This window comes from Leucobacter sp. USHLN154, from assembly GCF_037145595.1.
Taxonomy (GTDB): Bacteria; Actinomycetota; Actinomycetes; order Actinomycetales; family Microbacteriaceae; genus Leucobacter; species Leucobacter alluvii.
This window is the reverse complement of record NZ_JBBCXF010000006.1, coordinates 149,580-167,601: the sequence shown is the minus strand read 5'-3', so window position 1 is coordinate 167,601 and position 18,022 is coordinate 149,580. Positions and strand designations below refer to the sequence as shown.

The 18,022-nt window shown below is 68.5% G+C and carries 17 protein-coding genes and 1 tRNA gene; 4 read left to right on the top strand and 14 right to left on the bottom strand.

Annotation, left to right across the window (positions count from 1 at the left end; translation table 11 throughout):
* The first annotated feature begins 128 nt into the window (after positions 1-128).
* Complete coding sequence (locus WFH23_RS12225; protein ID WP_090146409.1) at positions 129-827, top strand: DUF4870 domain-containing protein; 699 nt, start codon at positions 129-131, stop codon at positions 825-827.
* Positions 828-941: 114 nt separating this feature from the next.
* On the opposite strand, the gene WFH23_RS12220 is transcribed toward WFH23_RS12225, so the two are convergent.
* On the bottom strand, positions 942-1,292 hold the full coding sequence (locus WFH23_RS12220; RefSeq protein WP_336662718.1) for a TIGR02611 family protein: 351 nt from the start codon (positions 1,290-1,292) through the stop codon (positions 942-944).
* 69 nt (positions 1,293-1,361) lie between these two features.
* On the opposite strand from WFH23_RS12220, the gene WFH23_RS12215 reads away from it, so the two are divergent.
* The gene (locus WFH23_RS12215; RefSeq protein ID WP_336662716.1) at positions 1,362-2,606 is read left to right on the top strand and encodes an aminotransferase class I/II-fold pyridoxal phosphate-dependent enzyme; all 1,245 of its coding nucleotides are present in this window, start codon (positions 1,362-1,364) and stop codon (positions 2,604-2,606) included.
* Here the strand turns inward: WFH23_RS12215 and WFH23_RS12210 are convergent.
* The 4 genes from WFH23_RS12210 to WFH23_RS12195 all read right to left on the bottom strand — a co-directional run bounded on the left by WFH23_RS12210 (position 2,518) and on the right by WFH23_RS12195 (position 5,967).
* Positions 2,518-3,516 (bottom strand): glycosyltransferase, encoded by a 999-nt coding sequence (locus WFH23_RS12210; RefSeq protein WP_336662715.1) that lies wholly within the window; start codon positions 3,514-3,516, stop codon positions 2,518-2,520. The two genes, WFH23_RS12215 and WFH23_RS12210, sit on opposite strands and share 89 nt — an antisense overlap.
* A gap of 7 nt (positions 3,517-3,523) precedes the next feature.
* The gene (locus WFH23_RS12205; RefSeq protein ID WP_090146401.1) at positions 3,524-3,724 is read right to left on the bottom strand and encodes a CDGSH iron-sulfur domain-containing protein; all 201 of its coding nucleotides are present in this window, start codon (positions 3,722-3,724) and stop codon (positions 3,524-3,526) included.
* Positions 3,721-4,764, bottom strand: coding sequence for an iron-containing redox enzyme family protein (locus tag WFH23_RS12200; protein WP_336662714.1), 1,044 nt, complete (start codon positions 4,762-4,764; stop codon positions 3,721-3,723). The genes WFH23_RS12205 and WFH23_RS12200 overlap by 4 nt, the downstream gene beginning before the upstream one ends.
* A 120-nt stretch (positions 4,765-4,884) precedes the next feature.
* Entirely contained in the window at positions 4,885-5,967 is a 1,083-nt protein-coding gene (locus tag WFH23_RS12195) for a YihY/virulence factor BrkB family protein (RefSeq protein ID WP_336662712.1), read from the bottom strand.
* Between the two features lie 192 nt (positions 5,968-6,159).
* Between WFH23_RS12195 and WFH23_RS12190 the strand changes: the two genes are divergently transcribed.
* Positions 6,160-7,863, top strand: a complete 1,704-nt coding sequence (locus tag WFH23_RS12190; RefSeq protein ID WP_336662710.1) for a long-chain-fatty-acid--CoA ligase — start codon at positions 6,160-6,162, stop codon at positions 7,861-7,863.
* 69 nt (positions 7,864-7,932) lie between these two features.
* Here the strand turns inward: WFH23_RS12190 and WFH23_RS12185 are convergent.
* Positions 7,933-8,020 (bottom strand) — tRNA-Ser (locus WFH23_RS12185).
* 280 nt (positions 8,021-8,300) lie between these two features.
* Here WFH23_RS12185 and WFH23_RS12180 point away from each other — a divergent pair.
* Positions 8,301-8,897, top strand: a complete 597-nt coding sequence (locus WFH23_RS12180; RefSeq protein ID WP_336662708.1) for a CHAP domain-containing protein — start codon at positions 8,301-8,303, stop codon at positions 8,895-8,897.
* 56 nt (positions 8,898-8,953) lie between these two features.
* Here WFH23_RS12180 and WFH23_RS12175 read toward each other — a convergent pair whose 3' ends face one another.
* The 8 genes from WFH23_RS12175 to dnaK all read right to left on the bottom strand — a co-directional run bounded on the left by WFH23_RS12175 (position 8,954) and on the right by dnaK (position 17,937).
* Positions 8,954-10,174, bottom strand: a complete 1,221-nt coding sequence (locus WFH23_RS12175) for a glycosyltransferase (protein ID WP_336662706.1) — start codon at positions 10,172-10,174, stop codon at positions 8,954-8,956.
* A gap of 2 nt (positions 10,175-10,176) precedes the next feature.
* Positions 10,177-11,364, bottom strand: a complete 1,188-nt coding sequence (locus tag WFH23_RS12170) for a glycosyltransferase (protein ID WP_090146392.1) — start codon at positions 11,362-11,364, stop codon at positions 10,177-10,179.
* Between the two features lie 94 nt (positions 11,365-11,458).
* Positions 11,459-12,745 (bottom strand): MFS transporter, encoded by a 1,287-nt coding sequence (locus WFH23_RS12165; RefSeq protein ID WP_336662703.1) that lies wholly within the window; start codon positions 12,743-12,745, stop codon positions 11,459-11,461.
* 99 nt (positions 12,746-12,844) lie between these two features.
* Positions 12,845-14,020, bottom strand: a complete 1,176-nt coding sequence (locus tag WFH23_RS12160; protein ID WP_336662701.1) for a class I SAM-dependent methyltransferase — start codon at positions 14,018-14,020, stop codon at positions 12,845-12,847.
* Positions 14,017-14,439 (bottom strand): heat shock protein transcriptional repressor HspR, encoded by a 423-nt coding sequence (locus tag WFH23_RS12155; RefSeq protein ID WP_176698262.1) that lies wholly within the window; start codon positions 14,437-14,439, stop codon positions 14,017-14,019. Before WFH23_RS12155 ends, WFH23_RS12160 begins: the two co-directional genes overlap by 4 nt.
* 87 nt (positions 14,440-14,526) lie before the next feature.
* On the bottom strand, positions 14,527-15,480 hold the full coding sequence (locus WFH23_RS12150) for a DnaJ C-terminal domain-containing protein (protein ID WP_090146386.1): 954 nt from the start codon (positions 15,478-15,480) through the stop codon (positions 14,527-14,529).
* Entirely contained in the window at positions 15,473-16,084 is a 612-nt protein-coding gene (locus tag WFH23_RS12145) for a nucleotide exchange factor GrpE (RefSeq protein WP_090146384.1), read from the bottom strand. The genes WFH23_RS12150 and WFH23_RS12145 overlap by 8 nt, the downstream gene beginning before the upstream one ends.
* A gap of 2 nt (positions 16,085-16,086) precedes the next feature.
* A complete protein-coding gene (gene dnaK / locus WFH23_RS12140) occupies positions 16,087-17,937 on the bottom strand; it encodes a molecular chaperone DnaK (RefSeq protein ID WP_200330334.1) in 1,851 nt (616 codons plus the stop codon).
* Positions 17,938-18,022: the final 85 nt, after the last annotated feature.

The window sequence follows — 18,022 nt, the reverse complement described above, 5'->3', positions numbered from 1 at the left end:
CGCAGCGCAGGCCCGTGATCGCTGCTGCCGTGCTGCGCCGCCCCGTCGCGCGCTGCAACGCGCTACCGCGTCGTGAGCCACCTGCGGTAGCCTCGGAAACGCATCCTACGTCTTGAAGGAGACCGAACATGACTACGTTGCCCCCAGAGGATCAGCCCGGCCGAGAGTCTGCCGCACCCGTTTCAGGCGATCCCGCACCGACCACGCCACCGGCTCCTCCCGCGCCTCCGGCGACGCCCCAGTCGCCCCCGAGTGCTCCCGAGACGCCTTCGACGGCGCCGCAGTTCCAGTCGCCGCAGTACCAGGCGCCGGCTACGCCTCCGGTCCCGCCGCAAGCGCCGCAGTACCAGTCGCCGCAGTACCAGGCGCCGAACGCGCAGCAGCCGCAGCAGCCCCAGCAGCCGCCGCAGTACGGCACGCCGGGCCAGACGCCTCCGCCTCCGGGCGGCTACCAGCAGCCGCCCGCCGGCTACGCTCAGCCGGTCGCCGATCCGGCCAGCAATGTCGTGCTCAACTACTGGCTGTCGGTCTTCTTCTCGTGGATTCCCGCGCTGATCTTCTTCCTCGTCGACAAGGACAAGGGCGATCAGCGTCTCTACGCTTACCAGCGCGACAACCTGAACTTCTCGCTGCTGCGCGTCGGCGTCGGCCTCGCCACATGGATTCTCGGGCTCATCCCATACCTGGGGCTGATCTTCGGCTTCCTGCTCGGCATCGGCTCGGTCGTGCTGTTCGTGTTCCACATCATCGCCGCTGTGAAGGCGAGCGAGGGCTTCCGCCGCGGCGAGCAGCCCGGATTCATCTTCAACGTTCCGCTCATCAAGTAGCGCGGCGTTCCTCCGTCGACGGCGCCCCGGTCAGCTTCTGCGAAGCCGGGGCGCCGTTGTCATTTCCGCGCCGAGCTGGAGCCGTGATCGCGCCGCTCCCGAGCGGTCAGCGGCTCAGGTGCCGAGAGCAGCGCGGCGCGAGCGCCATGCTCGCCAGCGCTCGGCGAAGCGAGCGAGGGCCATGCGCGCCCATACGAGCAGCCGGCGCGCCCAGTGGAACTCGGTGCCGAGTATGGCGAGTCCGAAGAAGACGATGAGCCAGCCCGGCCCGGGCAGCGGCACCAGGATCAGCCCGATGCCGACGATGAGCGCACCCACCGCGGTCAGGGCGACGCGGTAGAGCGTGTCGAGCCACCGACGCCGTTTGATGACGGCGCGAACGCGCGACGAGCCACGCACGATGCGATCCCAGCGACGACGCGAGCGCCCGTCGGGCGCGGCTCGGTGTGCGTCGGGTGCGGGCATGGGGCGAGCCTAGGTCGTGACGCTGGCAGCCCGCCGCGAGTCAGGTGAGTGCTCGCTTAGACTGTCGGAATGACTGAGCGATGGCGGTCCGTGGCGGCAGCGGCGGGCCTGGCGGCCGACGACGGCTCGACCCGGCCGACCATCTTCGCGGAGATGACCGCACTGGCGCTGGCGACGGATTCCGCGAATCTCGGACAGGGGTTTCCAGACGCCGACGGCCCGGAATGGATCCGTCGGCTCGCGGCGGAGGCGATCCTGCAGGGAGAGAATCAGTACCCGCCCGGGCGCGGGATCCCAGCCCTGCGCGAATCGATCGCGCAGCATCGCCTCCGCCACACCGGCATCGCCGTCGACCCGTCGACCGAGGTGCTGGTGACGGCTGGCGCGACGGAAGCCCTGGCTGCGGCGCTGCTCGCATTCACCGGTCCCGGTGATGAGGTCGTGACGCTCGAGCCCTTCTACGACGCCTATGCCGCACTCATCGCCATGTCGGGTGCGACGCATGTGACGGTGCCCCTCCGGCACATCGACGGAGCGTTCCGAGTGGACCGCGCCGCCCTCGCCGACGCCGTGGGCGACCGCACTCGCGTGATCGTGATCAACACTCCGCACAATCCCACCGGCACCGTGCTGAGCGCCGACGAGCTCGGCCTCATCTCCGACGTCGCGCAACGCGTCGACGCACTCGTGCTGACCGATGAGGTCTACGAGCACCTCACGTTCGACGGAGCCCGGCATCATGCGCTCGCGGCGCTTCCCGGCATGGCCGACCGAACCATCACGATCTCGTCCTCCGGCAAGACGTTCTCGCTCACCGGTTGGAAGATCGGATGGGCCGTCGGCCCCGCGCCGCTCATCGAGGCGATGACCGCGGTGAAGCAGTTTCTCACCTACTCGGGCGGAGCTCCGTTCCAGCCCGCGATCGCACGAGCCCTTGCCGCAGGCGACGACGACATTCTCGAGCTGCGCGACTCGTTGGCGGATCGCCGTGACCTGCTCGTCTCGGGCCTGCGCGCGGCCGGGTTCGATCTCGTGGTCCCAGGCGGCACGTACTTCGTGTGCGCCGACGCGACACCGTTCCTGAGCGATGCCGCACCCGATGGTGCGGCGTTCGCGCGCATGCTGCCCGGTGCGATCGGCGTGGCGTGCGTGCCGATCTCCGCGTTCTGCCGCGCAGGGTCGGAGACGGCTTCTGCGCTCTCGTCGTGGGTGCGCTTCACCTTCGTCAAGGACGAGCGGACTCTGCGTACCGCGATCGATCGCCTGTCTCGGCTCGGCGGCGCAGCTGAGCCTGCGAGTGAGCAGCACGGCTGAGCCGCGCGTCTCCGTAACGCACACCTCCGCGCAGGCGCAGTGCGAGGGCGATCCAGATCGTGACGCCCCGTTCGATCATCCACAGCGGAGCCCACCATGGCGCGCTCCGCGGGAAGACCCTGCGACCGTTGCTGCGCCGCCGACCGCGCTCTGCGACGAGCAGCAGCGCACCGAGCAAGGCGATGGCACGTGCGCGCTTGCGCAGGCACCAGAGCACGACCGGGAGGATCGCTGCTTCGGCGAGCAGACGCGCCGGCTGAGCCCAGCTGTCGTACGCCTGGCGCACGCGCTGGGACCGGAAGTGGCGCGCCGAGGGCGGGCGCCGCGCGACGTAGATCCCGGGTCGGTGCGCGACCCGCCCCCCGTGCGCGCGGACGGTGCGTTCGAGTTCCAAGTTCTCGAACAGCACTTCGGGATCGTACCCGCCCATGGCGGTGAACGTGGACCGTCGCAGCCCGTACGTGCCCGGGTAGTCTTCACCCAGCGCGCGATTGACCAGGCTGCGGCCCGTATCCCACCTCGCGTGCCAGGGGGCCGGGGTGAAGTAGTTCTGCGGTTTGACGAGATCGGCGGCGCCCAGGGCGCGGATCACGGCGATCAGCGCGGGGCGGTCGTACCGCACATCGTCGTCCGCGAGAATGACGCGCTCGTGGCGCGCGGCTGCGACTCCCGCGAGCACCCCGAGCACCTTGCCGTTGCCCGCGCCGGAGCCGGTCACCGGAAGGTGCCGCACGATACCCCGCCAGGCGTCAGCATGCGCCGAGAACCGCTCCTCGTCCGACCCGTCGACGACGGTGACATCGATCCATGCGGCGAGTTGTCGCAGGTACGACGTCATCTCGGCGAGCTCGTCATCCGCGCGCCAGCGCAGCGGGATGATGTACTCAGCCGCTTCCCGGTCGCCCATCATGCCGCCATTAGTCGTCCGTGCGGAATCCGGAGAGCCGGTGGGTCCCATCGCAGAACGGTTTGATCGTCGAGAGGCCGCACCTGCAGAGCGCGATGGTTCGTCGCTTCTGCGGAATCGGCGCTCCGTCCGACGTCCGAAGGTTGATCGCCCCGCGCACGATCAGCGGACCGTCGGGGTAGGGAGTGATCGACGGTTCCTCGGGAGTCATGCGGCCGTCGCCTCTCGGAGCGACGAACGCCCCTCAGTCCAAGCGGTGAGCATGTGCTCTCCCATCCAACCGTCGACGGTGAGACACGCCACCGCTCCGAACATGATGTCCGGCAGGAGCTCGGGGCGGTCCTCGGCGAGCGCGCCGGCCATGTCGCGCCCGGCGATCTGCTCGTGCACCGCGTCGGCTTCGACGTGCTCGTCGAAGTAATCAGTCACTTCCTCGCCGTATCCGAGGCGCCGGAATCCGTCGCCGTACAGCCGATTCGGGATGGCGGAGGTCATTTCGAACGCGGCGAGATGCCCGACGATCGCCCCGACCAGCCTGCGGTTGAGCCCGAACATCGACATCATGTTGTGCGAGGCGAAGGTGATGGCGGGAACGACGTCGACGTATCGCCCGTAGGCGTCGTCGAGCCCCGCCTCGCGCATCGTCTTCGCATAGATCGTGGCGTGGACTCGGTCCGGCCGGCCGCTCCCGTACTCGTCCGCCTGAATCTCGACGAGCGCCGCCTTCGCTCCCCCGCGCAGGCGCGGAATCGCCCAGGAATGCGGATCGGCTTCGCGGAGCGTGTAGATCGACTTCTGCATCAGGAACTCTTCGGCCTGCTCCTGCGTCGCCCGTTTGGCGAAGTACCGCGACAGGCTGGGCCCGGCGTCTGCCGACGTCAGATCGAAGAGAGCCTTCGCGACGGCTCGCGCCTGCGGGGTCGGAATCTCGGGAAGCGAGATGCGCGCGCGCAGCTCCGATTCGAATGCCGCCTCCAGCACCGCTCGCGCCTCGATGAGCGCGGTGTCCCACTCGCAGTCGGCGGAGATGCCGTCGATGGACCCGTAGTGGCAGGCGTAGAGCAGGAAGAGCGCGAGCTGAATGTCATCATCGTGCGTGATGTCCGCACTCTCCTCGACCGCGCGCCGCGCCGCCTCCGGAGCACCTGCGGTCTCCTCCGCCCCGGCGAGGCTGCGGAGCAGCGATTCGCTCAGCGGCCCCCGCGCGTGAAATGCGAGCAGTGCGGATGATGTGTCGACGGTGGCGGACATGGCTCTCCTATCTCAAGTCTTCTCAGCTTGGCCGAGCGAGAGGTGCACGAACAGGGCTTGGCGCCGTGCCAGTGCGTGCGCTATGCGCTGCCGTGACCGGCCCTCCGCCCGCGGTGCCCGTCAGCTCTCGTTGCGCTCGCGGATCTCCCGCCCTTCGTCGATGTCCTTCTGCTCCTTCTTCGCGGCCTTGTCGCTCTTGCGGGTATCCCGCGGAGGGAGTTGGATGCGTTCTTCCGCGGGCATGCCGGCCTGCAGTTCACGGCCGCGCTCCAGTTCGGCGTCGAACTCGGCTCCGAAGAGAATGGCGTTGTTCGCGATCCAGAGCCACAGGAGGAAGATGATGACACCCGCGAGCGAACCGTAGGTCTTATCGTAGTTGGAGAAGTTCGCGACGTAGAAGCCGAACGCGGCAGTCGCGATCGCGAGGAGAATGAGCGCGAGGAAGGCTCCCATGCTCATCCAGCGGAACCTGGGCTGCTTGGCGTTCGGAGTGGCGTAGTAGAGGATCGCCAGGATCAGCGCGAACACCACGGCGAGCACGGGCCACTTCGCGATCGACCACACCATCGTCGCAGTCTCGCCGATGCCGAGCGCCGAGCCGACCGCGTCGGCGACCGGCCCCGAGACCACGAGCATGACCGCTGCGATCACGATGAGCACGAGCGAGATGATCGTGACGAGCAGCTGGGCCGGCTTGAGCTTCCAGAACGGTCGTCCCTCTTCGATTTCGTAGATCCGGTTCATCGCACGGCTGAAAGCCGTCACGTAGCCGGAAGCCGACCAGATGGCGACGACGAGGCCGCTCACCAGGGCGAAACCGGCAGCTGGCGAAGTGGCGAACTGCTCGATGGGCCCGCGCACCACATCTGCCGTCCCCCCGGGAGCGACTTCGTCGACGATGCCCAGAATCGCATCCGTCGCGGCAGGGCCCTGCCCGAAGACGCCCAGCAGCGAGAAGATGGCGATGAGCGCGGGGAAGAGCGCGAGTACGGCGTAGTACGTGAGGCTCGCCGCGATGTCGGTGCACTGGTCCGCTCCGAATTCGCGGAGAGTTTTGCGCAGAACGTACACCCATGACCGCTTCTGCAGATCCGTCGGCCCATCGGGCTTCCGCGAATCCTCCGGGTCCGGTGCGGCCTTCCTGGCGTCGGTCTGCGGGCGCCGATGCGCGCTCGCGGTGCGTGAGGTGTGATCCGTGTTCATCAGGTGCTCTTCCCGTGTCGGCTCGAAGATGCGGACGTTCCTCTCCAGTGAATGACGGCCGGCGCGCGTCGTCATCGGGGTCGCGAACTGGCGTCGGCTGCCCTATAGTGGCGCGATCTGCTCCGCACCGCTCCTCCGAGTTCGACGCGGAATATTCTGCCGGGGCGACCGGCGAGACGGCAGGATAGAACCATGGTCGCCTCCCCGTACGCTTCTCGCCCCTGGCTCACCTCGTATGCGGAGGGTGTGCCCGCAGAGATCGATGAACCGGCGCAATCGCTGCCCGAGATGCTCTCGGCGAGTGTGCGAGCGTTTCCCTCCCATGTCGCACTCGAGTTCTTCGGTGCTCCGACGACCTACCGGCAATTGGGGGAACAGGTCGAACGCGCGGCTGAGGGGCTGCGGCGCATCGGCGTGACCAAGGGGGATCGCGTAGCGCTCGTGCTCCCGAACTGTCCGCAGCATGTCGTCGCGTTCTACGCCGTGCTCCGGCTCGGCGCCATCGTCGTGGAGCACAATCCGCTGTACACGGCGCGCGAGCTGCGGCACCAGTTCGAGGATCACGGCGCCCGGTTCGCCATCGTCTGGGACAAGGTCGTGGACACCGTCGCCGGGTTCCCGTCGGATCTCAAGCTCGAACGCATCGTGAGCGTTGACCTGACCGCCGCCATGCCCCGCGCGCAGCGTCTCCTCCTGCGGCTGCCGATTCCGGCGGCGCGCGCATCGCGGGCGAAACTGACGGCCGCGCCGCGGGCGAAGGATCTCATCTCGTGGAAATCGCTGCTCGACCACCGACGGCTCTCCAAGCGCGTCCCGGGTCCTGCGCTGCGGGATACGGCGCTCCTGCAGTACACCAGCGGCACCACCGGAACCCCGAAGGGTGCGATTCTCACGCACGCGAACCTCATGGCCAACGCGATGCAGGGCCGGGCGTGGGTGCCGGGGCTCGTCGCAGGATCTGAGACGTTCTACGGAGTGCTGCCGCTCTTCCACGCCTACGGGATGACGCTGTGCCTGACCTTCGCGATGAGCATCGGGGCCAAACTCGTCCTGTTCCCGACCTTCAGCGTCGACCTCGTGACGAAGGCGGCGCGCAAGAGCGCTCCCACGTTCCTGCCAGCGGTTCCTCCGATCTACGATCAGCTCGCGCGTGGGGCGTCTCGCGGAACCATCGATCTCTCCAGCGTGCGCTTCGCCATCTCCGGCGCCATGAGCCTGCCAGTCGCGACGGTCGAGCGATGGGAAGACGCGACGGGCGGCCTGCTCGTCGAGGGCTACGGGATGACGGAGAGCTCGCCGGTCGCACTCGGCAATCCGATCGGCAAGACCCGGCGTCCTGGAACGGTCGGCGTGCCGTTTCCCAGCACCGAGATCCGCGTCGTCGACCCGGAGGATCCCCTGACCGACCTTCCCTTGGGCGAAGCCGGAGAACTGCTCATCCGCGGCCCCCAGGTCTTCCAGGGATACTGGGGTCGCCCGATCGAGACTGCGGAGGCCCTGCTGCCCGACGGGTGGCTCAGAACGGGTGACATCGCCGAAGTTTCTGACGACGGGTTCGTGACGATCGTCGATCGACTCAAAGAGATCATCATCACGGGGGGATTCAACGTCTCGCCGAGCGAGGTGGAGAGCGCCATCGCGGCGCACCCGGACGTGGTCGCGGCTGCCGTCGTGGGGCTGCCGAGGCCCGATGGCGGCGAGGAGGTCGCCGCCGCCGTGGTGCTCCGAGACGGTGCGGAGCTGGAACCGGCGGCCCTGCGGGACTTCTGCCGCACGCGCCTCACCCCGTACAAGGTGCCGAGACGCTTCTTCCAGGTCGAAGACCTCCCCCGCTCGCTCATCGGCAAGGTGCTGCGCCGAAGCGTGCGAGAGCAGCTGCTCGCCAGCTCAGAGTGAGCTCGGCGCGGCTCTCCCCCACCAGGCCGGCAGACGCGACAGGGCCCGCCGCAATGCGACGGGCCCTGATGGCGGAGGATGGGGGATTTGAACCCCCGAGGGCGTGAACCCAACACGCGTTCCAGGCGTGCGCCATAGGCCGCTAGGCGAATCCTCCTCACTGGCCGAAGCCAGCGCGCACCAGTCTAGCGGGTTCTCGTCAGCACGCCGAACCGGGGGCGCCGCCGACCGCGTCGGAGACCTCACAGACGCCTGTTCGTCGCCCGAAAGAAACCTGAAGATGTACGAGACCTGACTACTGAACTTGAAAGTAACGGAACGGTAACGCATACTAGGTGAGGCGCACGGGCCACCGCCCGGCGCTTTTTGTTGGAAAGTCCGGAGTTTATCGCGTGAATGTTTCTGCCAAGGTGTTCGTAGTCGGCCTGGTTTCCTCAGTGACCTTTGCCGTCGGCGCAGCACCAGCGGCGGCCGATGTGCCGCTCGAGGATTTCTCCTCACCGGCCGCAGCCGTACAGCCCGTCACCACCGTCGCCCAGCAGCTCGACACCACTGAAGACGCCCTCGCCGGCGCTTCCATCGAGTCGGTACTGCAGGTCGAAGAAGAGATCGCGACGGTTCCGCACGGTTACGACGTCGAAGCGGCGATCGAGCTCGCGAAGAGCGAGATCGGCACCAGCCGCCCCACCGGGTGGAACGCTCCGGGCGAGTGCATCATGTCTGCGCAGCGCTGGGTCAAGGCAGGCAACGGCGCCTGGAACGGAAGCGGCGATCCCGTGGCGAACTACACGGGCGCGACTCGCGTGTCGCTCGCCGATGCCGAAGCCGGCGACATCATCCAGTACGAGTACACCGCTTCCCCCACGTCGTGGGTGACCGGCGTCCACACGGTGCTCATCACCGAGGTCAACGACGACGGCACCTTCACGATCATCCAGTCGAACAGCCCCGGCGGCTCCGGCCTGGTCACCGAGGAGCAGGACTGGACCCCGGCGCCGCCGGAGGGCTTCACCGCCGCCGTCTGGCGCTTCTAGCCCCGTCGCGCGCACCGCGCGGCTCCGGCAGCTTCACGCGCTCCCCATCGCGCCCCTCAGGCGCTGCGAGCGGCGCTGAGCACCGACTCGTACAGGGCGAGCATCTCGCCGCTGCGAGCCGACTGCAGAAAACGCGTCGCCGCTGACGCATCCACCCGTCGCGCTCCCGGAGCAGCCGCCAATTCCGCGGCGGCCTCCCGCAGTGCACGCGCGAGGGCTGCGACGCTTCCGTCGGCCACCACCCACTTCTGGTCGACGTCGACGTCGTCGGCGATCTCCGCGTCGGAGAAGATGGTCGGCGTTCCGAGCGCTGCAGCTTCGAACGGCGTGAGGCCCTGCGTCTCGAACCCGATCGACGTCTGCACCAGGGCGTCGGCATCCCGCAGCGCCGCGAGCGCAGCGGGATAGGGCACCGGCCCGGGAATGGTCACCCGGTCGGCGAGCCCGAGCGCAGCGATGCGCTCTTCGACGCGCGGCAGCAGCAGCCCGGCTCCGTGCAGGGCGATGTCGGCGTCGATTCCCGACAGCGCGATCGCGTCGATGAACTCGAGTACGCGCTTCTCGTGACTCATGCGCCCGAGCCACACGAGCTTCGGGCGAGTTCGTTCCGAGCGCGGCACCTCCCGAGCAGCGGCGACCGCTTCGTCGTCCACCCCGTTCGGCGTGACGAGCACGGTGGAGCTCACCCCGTGCCGTCGCAGCGCCTCGGCGAAGTGCTGCGACGGTGCGGTGACGGCGTCGGCGTCGGCTGCGAGCTCGGCCAGGTACCGCCACGCGCCGCGCGAAGCAGGGTCGACGCCCCCGCGCGGGCGGCCGAGAACGAGCTGTCGCCACGCGCGCAGCCCCGCGAACGCGAGCGGCGCGAGCGGCGTCACGGCGCGCGTGCCCTCATCGACGTGGTTGTGCATCGTGTGCACGATCGGCACCCGGAGACCTCGTGCCGCACGCACGCCGATCATCGCTCCCCAGAAGTCGCCCTGCACGTGCACCAGATCGACGGGCGGCCTGGTCGCGAGCGCGTTCGCGAGCCTGCGATCAGCACTCCTCCCCGGCCAGGTCAGGCTGTACTCGCGATCGCGCGTGATCGACCGAGAGGGGAGATCGATGTACGCGTCGCGATCCGGCTCCGCCGTCGAGTAGCCGAGTCGGTGCAGTGCGGGTGCCGCGACCGTGACACGATGCCCGAGGCGTTCGAGAGCGCGTCGCTGCATGCGGATCGCCACCTGCACACCGCCGAGCGATTCGGGGTGCTGATCGGTGACGATGAGGATGTGCACGGTCAGCGGGAGTCGGCTTCGCCGCGGTAGAGCTCCTCGAACGTGTCGAGGGTGCGATCGATGTCGTGCACGGTCACCGCTTCGAGCGACGCGCGCTGCATGCGCAGGTACTCCTCTGGCGTCTGCTGCAGCACGCGGGTGATGCGGCTCGCGAGCTCGCGGTCGTTGCCCGGTTGGAAGAGAAAGCCGTTCTCCCCGTCATGCACGAGGTGCGGCAGCGCCATCGCGTTCGCGGCGACGATGGGGAGACCCGAGGCCATGGCCTCCATCGTCGCGATCGACTGCAGCTCGGCGATCGATGCGATGGTGAAGACGCTCGCACTGGTGAGGTGCGCGCGCAGTTCGGCGTCGGTGACCCGGCCCGTGAATTCGACACGATCGGAGATGCCGAGTTCTTCGGCGAGCTTCTCGAGATTCTTGCGCTGGTCGCCGTCGCCGACGACGGTGAAGTGCACGTCGAGTGATTCGTCGAGGCGCGGGATCGCGCGGAGAATCACGTCGATCTCCTTCTCGAGCGTGACGCGACCGACGAAGACGAGCTTGTTCGCGGTGCGCGGCTCGAGATCCGCGGTGTAATCGGAGGCGCGAAGCCCGCAGCTCACCGGTCGCACACCGCGGCGGTGGGTATTGCGCTCGAGGAAGTCCGCCGCCCGACGGGTGGGCGTGGTGACGGCGGCGGCGAGCCGGAGCACGCGGTCAGCGGCGTTCCAGCCCCAGCGCACGAAGACGCGCTTCGCCTTCTCGGGCAGCAGCGTGAAGTCGAGCACGTTCTCCGGCATGACGTGGTTCGTGGCGACGATTCGGATGCCCCGCTTCGCGCCCTCGATGGCGAGCGCCCGGCCGATGACGATGTGCGACTGGATGTGGATGACGTCGGGTCGCACCCGATCGAGCAGTTTTCGCGCGTATCCGCGCGCCCTCCAGGGCAGCACGAACCGCAGCCAGTCGTGCGGGTACCAGCGCCAACTCGCCCACCGGTGCACGGTCATGCGCTCGCCTTCGATGGTCTCGACGTAGCTGCCGTGCTGGCTGTGGCGCTTCGCGGGAGCGACGACGTGGACGTCGTGGCCGCGCTGCACGAGCCCGGCTGAGAGGCGTTCGGCGAACCGAGCGGCGCCGTTCACATCTGGAGAGAAGGTGTCGCAGCCCTGCAGAATACGCAGGGGAGCCTGGCGATCGGTGGTGCTCACGGTGCGCGGGAGTCCTTCGGTCGGAGATGGGTGCGGATTCGCGCGGACGACGCACGACGCTGCACCAGTCTACAAACCGCGGCTTGGAACCACTTCAGTCGGCGGATCGCGGCGGGCGCCGACCGACGTGCGGCAGATACCGCGGAATCCATCGCCCGAATCCGACGGCGCCGGCGACCGCGAGCAGCCCGGCGGCGACACTCGCGACGGGCAGCGATACGGCGGCGAGCCCGGAGACGGCGAGGGGCGCGACAGCGCCGCCGAAGTCGGTCAGCGTGCGCCATGCCGCGAGAAACGGCGCCGGATGGTCGGCGGGCGCGAGGTCGGCGCCCAGCGTCATGTTGATGCCGCTCGACAGGCCGTTTCCGAGACCGACCACGATCGCGATCACGAGCAGCCAGACGCCGGCTCCCGGCAGGTCGTGCGTGCCCGCGAGCACGAGGAACCCGATCGCCATCACGACCATCGCAGGGAGGCTGGCCCACAGGCGGCCGAAGCGATCCATGATCTGGCCGCTCGTGTAGAAGAAGAGGAAGTCGACGGTACCTGAGATGCCGACGACCAGCGCGACCTGCGTCGCGTCGAGTCCGATCGACACTCCCCAGAGCGGGAGCAGCACGTCTTTGATCGACCGCATGCCGGAGAGGATCGCGGAGGCGCCTCCGATGCGCAGGAGCGCCGCCCCGCCGTCGCGCACCGCTCCGAGCACTCCCGGGCGGGATTCACTGGGGACGGTGCGCGACGCGGTGCTGCGCGCGCTTCGATCGGCGATGTCGTCGGGCGCTGTGCGTTCAGGATCAGGCGCTGCGCGTTCGGGATCGGGCGCCCAGGCGATGAGCGCCGCGGCGAGCACCAGGCAGGCGGCGAACGCCCAGACCGGGGCCTCCGGATCGCCGGTCGCGGCGATCATGGCCGCGGCGAGGAACGGGCCGATGAACCGCCCCAGCCGGTTCGTTCCGCCAAGCAGCGACAGGGCCCGAGCCCGGAAGTGCAGCGGAACGCGCGTCGTCATGAACGCGTGCCGCGCGAGCCCGAACGAGGCGGCGGCGAACCCGATGACGAGCACGGCTGCGCCGAGCAGCGCTGGAGTCGGGGCGAAGGCGACCCCGAGACAGCCGAGCAGGGCGACGGCGGCGGCGAGCAGCATCGCCGCGCGTTCACCGGCTCGTGAGACCACCCAGCTCGCCGGAAGGCTGCCGAGCACCTGCCCGACGACGGCCGCGGAGGCGATCACCCCGGCGAGCGCGATGCTCGCGCCCATCTCGACCGCGATGACGGCGACGAGCGGCAGAATCGCGTACTCGCCCAATGAGAAGAGCACCGACGGCCCGTAGATGCTCGGGGCCAGCCGCCAGAGGAACGCCGGAGCCGAATTCGTCATATCGGTTCCACAGTACTCTCAGCACCGCGCGCCGCCGGCTTCACGCGGCGCCGCGCTCCGGCGCCCTCCGCGCGCAGCGCCGCGTCGGCCTTGTCCCGGTCAGGATTCGCGCGTCGCCGACAGCACCGTGAAGACGGCATTGCGCGCGAGCTGCCGCGTCGGCCCCACCTCTCGCTCGACGAGCGGCCGGTACCCGAGATGCGAGTTGAAGACGAGCCGCAGTTCCCCGCCTGGCGCGAGCGCACGGCGGCACGCGCGGATGAGGCGATGACCGACTCCGGCGTGCACCGTGGCGCCGGTGTGGAACGGCGGGTTGAGCACGATCAGGTCCGCCCACGCATCGGGCACCGCCTCGAGCGCGTCGGAACGCTCGACGGCGATGCGATCCGCCACCCCCGCCGCCTGGGCCGTGAGGCGGGTGGCCGCGACGGCCGCCGTGGACTGATCGGTCGCCAGCACGCGCGCCTCGGGGAAGCGGCGCGCGGCCGACACGGCGAGCACACCGTTGCCGCATCCCAGATCGACGATCGTGGCGGGTTGCCGCTGCGTGTCGGCGAGCGTGGTGAGGAGCAGCCTGCTGCCGTGGTCGAGCACCGGGCCGCCGAATGTCGCGCCGAAGGCCGCGAGCGAGAAGTCGAGATCTGGATCGGCGCCCCACCTCGGGAACGCGCTCTCCGTCGTCGCCGGCACTCGGGGCCCTGCCGCGCGGAGCACGCGCGACTTGCGCCAGCCGAGACCTGCCGAGACTTCCGCGAAATCGCGAGCGAGCACGTCATTCATCGCGCGCGTCATGTGCTTCACGCGACCGCCGGCGAAGACGCGCACCTCCGGGTCCGCCCAGCGCGCGATCGCCCGAGACACCTCGGCGAGCGCGTCGAGGCCGCGCGGCAGCTGCACGAGCACGACCCGTGCCCCCGTCAGCGCAGCGGCATCGAGCCCGTGGTTCGTGTACCGGCCCGCCAACTGCATGCGCCGGGCGTTCTGAGCCAGGGCGCGCTCTCCGAGCAGCGGGTCCTGATGGGTCCGGATCCCCGCGACTCCGAACACGGTCGCGGCTCCGAGGGTGAGTGCGCCATGGCGGTCGCCGATGACGACGACGTCGTCGACTCCCAAGGGGACCTCGAATGGATGGTCGGCCAAGTCGTCGGCCGCGGTGCGGAGGATGAGCTGGTCGGCGGCATCGAACGCTTGCAGCTCCGGCGCGTCGAAATCAGGTTCGCGCGTCAGCTGCGCGAACAGGGCCTCGAGTCGATCATCGGTATCGTGCGGACTCACGGCTGCCACACGACGACCTCGGCGTTGCGCCGCATGCGTGTGCCGCGACGGAGGGTGACCACTTCTCCCCCGGCGGATCCGGCCGCGAAGACGCGGCGGTCGGGGCGCTGCAGTCGTTCCTCCGTCAGTGCGCGTTCGAGGTCGCGCACGCGATCCTCGAGACGGCGCACCTGGTCTTCGAGCTCGAGCACGCGGCGGATGCCCTCGAGGCTGAGCCCTTCTGCGGAGAGACGCGCGACCTCTCGCAACCTGGCCACGTCGTGCAGCGAGTACCGCCTGGTGTTCCCGCGGGTGCGCTGCGGTGAGACGAGTCCGATGCGGTCGTACTGCCGCAGGGTCTGGGGGTGCATCTCGGCGAGCTCTGCGGCCGCGGCAATGGCGAATACCGGCGTGAAACGGTCCAGTTGCGGATTCGCCATGATGCTGACCTGCTTTCGTGTGGCTCGTCGAGGAGCGCAGTGCGGGCCGCACGGCCGGCACTGCGCTCCTCGCTCAATGAGAGGAGATTATCCCTTCGCGCGAGCCAGGAGATCGGCTCGCGGGTTCTCCTGCGGTTCGACGTCGCGGAACGCTTCGAGCGCCGCCTTCGCCTCTGGCGACAGATGCGAGGGAACCACGATCTGCACCTCGGCGAGAAGGTCGCCGGTGCCCTTCGAGCTCGACACTCCGCGCCCCTTGACGCGAAGCACGCGGCCGCTCGGCGTGCCGGGCTGCACCTTGAGCTTCACCGGAGCGCCACCGAGTGTCGGCACTTCGACCGTCGCCCCCAGCGCCGCTTCGGAGAACGTCACCGGCAGCTTCACGCGGAGGTTCTGGCCGTCGCGCTCGAACACGGGGTGCTTGCGCACGCTCACGGTGAGAATGATGTCTCCCGCTGGTCCGCCCGTGGGGCTCGGTTCGCCCTTGCCGCGCACTTTGATCTTCTGGCCGTCGGAGACCCCTGCAGGGATCTTCACCTTGACCGAACCGGTCGAGGCCTGCAACGTGACCGTCTTACCCTGCACCGCCGTCTCGAAGTCGAGGGTCGTCGTGGCCTGGATGTCACGCCCGGACTGCGGCCCGCGCGGTGGAGCTCCGCCGAACATGCCTCCGAAGATGTCTTCGAAGCCCTGAGGGCCGCCCGACTGGAAATGGGTGTTGCGCCCGCCTCCGCCGAACATGCCGCCGAAGACGTCCTCGAAGCCCTGGTTTCCGCCGCCACCCGCGGTGAAGCGGGCACCGCCGGCGCCCATCGCGCGGATCTGATCGTACTCGGCGCGCTGCTCGGGGTCGGAGAGCACCGAGTACGCCTCGCTGATCTCCTTGAATTTCGCCTCGGCAACCGCGTCACCCGGGTTGGAATCCGGGTGGTACTTGCGCGCGAGCTTGCGGTAGGTCTTCTTCAGCTCGGCGTCGCCGACGTCTTTCGAGACGCCGAGAAGCTGGTAGAAGTCTTTATCGAGCCAATCCTGACTAGCCATCCGCTCCCACCGCCACCGCGACCTTGGCGGGGCGCAGTTCGACCTCGCCGATGCGATATCCGCGCTCGATGACGTCGAGCACCGTGTGCTGCTCGGTGCCGGGAACCGGAACCTGCGCAATGGCCTCGTGGATCTGCGGGTCGAACACTTCACCCGTTTCACCGAAGCTCTGCACGCCGATGCGCTCGAACGTTCCGCGAATCTTCTGGGCGATCGTTGCGAACGCCGTGCCCTCTGCCAGATCGCCGTGCTTCTCAGCGCGATCCAGATCGTCGAGCACCGTCAGCATCGGGGAGACCGCCGCTGCGATCGCCCGCTGCTTCTCGACAGCCGCATTCGACTCCGTGCGCTTCCGATAGTTGGCGTACTCGGCCGTCAGCCTCCGCAGATCATCGAGATACGGGTTGTCCGCCTCGTTCCCCGCCGCTGCCTCGTTCGCCGCGTCGGCGTCCGCTGCGGCGTCGCTCTGCTCCGCTCCCAGAATGTCATCGACCGTGAGATCGGGCTGGGGCGAGGAGCCGGAGTCCTGCGACTCCGGCTCCTGAGCAGGAACCTCGTCAGCGTTCGGGTCTTCCCCGGGCGTGCGCTGTTCCTCGTTCGCCATGGTTACTTCTTCTCCTCGTCGTCTTCAACAACTTCGGCGTCCACCACGTCATCGTCGTTCGACGTTGCATCGGCGCCGCCTTCAGCAGGAGACTCGGCCTGCGCGGCCGCGTAGATCGCCTCGCCGAGCTTCGTCTGGCTCTGGCCGAGCTTCTCCGAAGCGTTCTTCACTGCTTCGTCGTCGTCACCGGCGAGCGCCTGCTTCAGCGCGTCGAGATCTCCCTGCACTTCGGTCTTCACATCCTCGGGCAGCTTGTCGTCGTTCTCGGAGATGAGCTTCTCGACCGAGTAGGCGAGCTGCTCCGCGTTGTTGCGCACCTCTGCCGCTTCGCGTCGCTGCTTGTCTTCAGCAGCGTGCTCCTCGGCTTCGCGCACCATGCGTTCGATGTCCTCCTTCGAGAGCGTCGAGCCGCCGGAGATCGTGATCGTCTGCTCCTTGCCGGTGCCCTTGTCCTTCGCGGAGACCTGCACGATGCCGTTGGCGTCGATGTCGAAGGTCACCTCGACCTGGGGCACGCCGCGCGGGGCCGGGGCGATACCGGTGAGTTCGAACGTTCCGAGGTTCTTGTTGTCGCGGGTGAACTCGCGCTCGCCCTGGAAGACCTGGATGGCGACGGAGGGCTGGTTGTCTTCCGCCGTCGTGAACGTCTCGCTGCGCTTCGTCGGGATCGCGGTGTTGCGGTCGATGAGCTTCGTCATGATGCCGCCCTTGGTCTCGATACCGAGCGAGAGCGGAGTCACGTCGATGAGCAGAACGTCCTTGCGCTCCCCCTTCAGCACGCCGGCCTGCAGTGCGGCGCCCACGGCGACGACCTCGTCCGGGTTCACGCTCTTGTTCGGCTCCTTGCCGCCGGTGAGCGACTTCACCAGTTCCGTCACGGCGGGCATACGGGTCGATCCGCCGACGAGCACGACGTGCGCGATGTCGGACACCTTCACACCGGCTTCGGCGATGACGTCCTGGAACGGCTTGCGGGTGCGCTCGAGCAGATCCTTGGTGAGTTCCTCGAACTTGGCGCGGGAGAGCGTCTCATCGAGGTTCGCCGGACCGTTCTCGGTGAGCGAGAGGTACGGGAGCTGGATCTGGGTGCTCGTCGAGTTCGAGAGCTCCTTCTTGGCCTGCTCCGCCGCCTCCTTCAAACGCTGGAGCGCGATCTTGTCCTTCGCCACGTCGACACCGGTCGAGGACTTGAACTGCTGGATCAGCCACTGCACGATCCGTTGGTCCCAGTCGTCGCCGCCGAGGCGGTTGTCACCGGCCGTGGCGCGCACCTGGATCGTCGAGAAGTCGTCATCCTTGCCCACCTCGAGCAGGGACACGTCGAACGTGCCGCCGCCCAGGTCGAAGACGAGGATCAGCTCGTCCTCTTTGCCCTTGTCGAGGCCGTACGCGAGCGCCGCAGCGGTCGGCTCGTTGATGATGCGGAGCACGTTGAGCCCTGCGATCTCGCCGGCTTCCTTCGTCGCCTGACGCTCTGCGTCGTTGAAGTAAGCCGGAACGGTGATGACCGCGTCGGTCACCTTGTCGCCCAAGTAGGTCTCGGCGTCGCGCTTCAGCTTCTGCAGCGTGCGCGCGCTGATCTCCTGCGCGGTGTAGCGCTTGCCGTCGATCTCGTCGGTCTTCCAGTCGGTGCCCATGTGGCGCTTGACCGAGGAGAGCGTGCGGTCGACGTTCGTGACGGCCTGGCGCTTCGCGGTCTCGCCGACGAGCACCTCCCCGTCCTTCGTGAACGCGACGATCGAGGGCGTGGTGCGAAGGCCTTCGGCGTTCGCGATCACGGTGGGCTCGCCACCTTCGAGTACGGAGACCACCGAGTTCGTGGTGCCGAGGTCGATGCCTACTGCGCGTGACATATGTGCTCCTTCTGTCGATCGGATCGACCAGACGAAGCGCCTGGCCGGAGACTGCTCGTCACCGCCGACTCGCACGAGAGCGCGA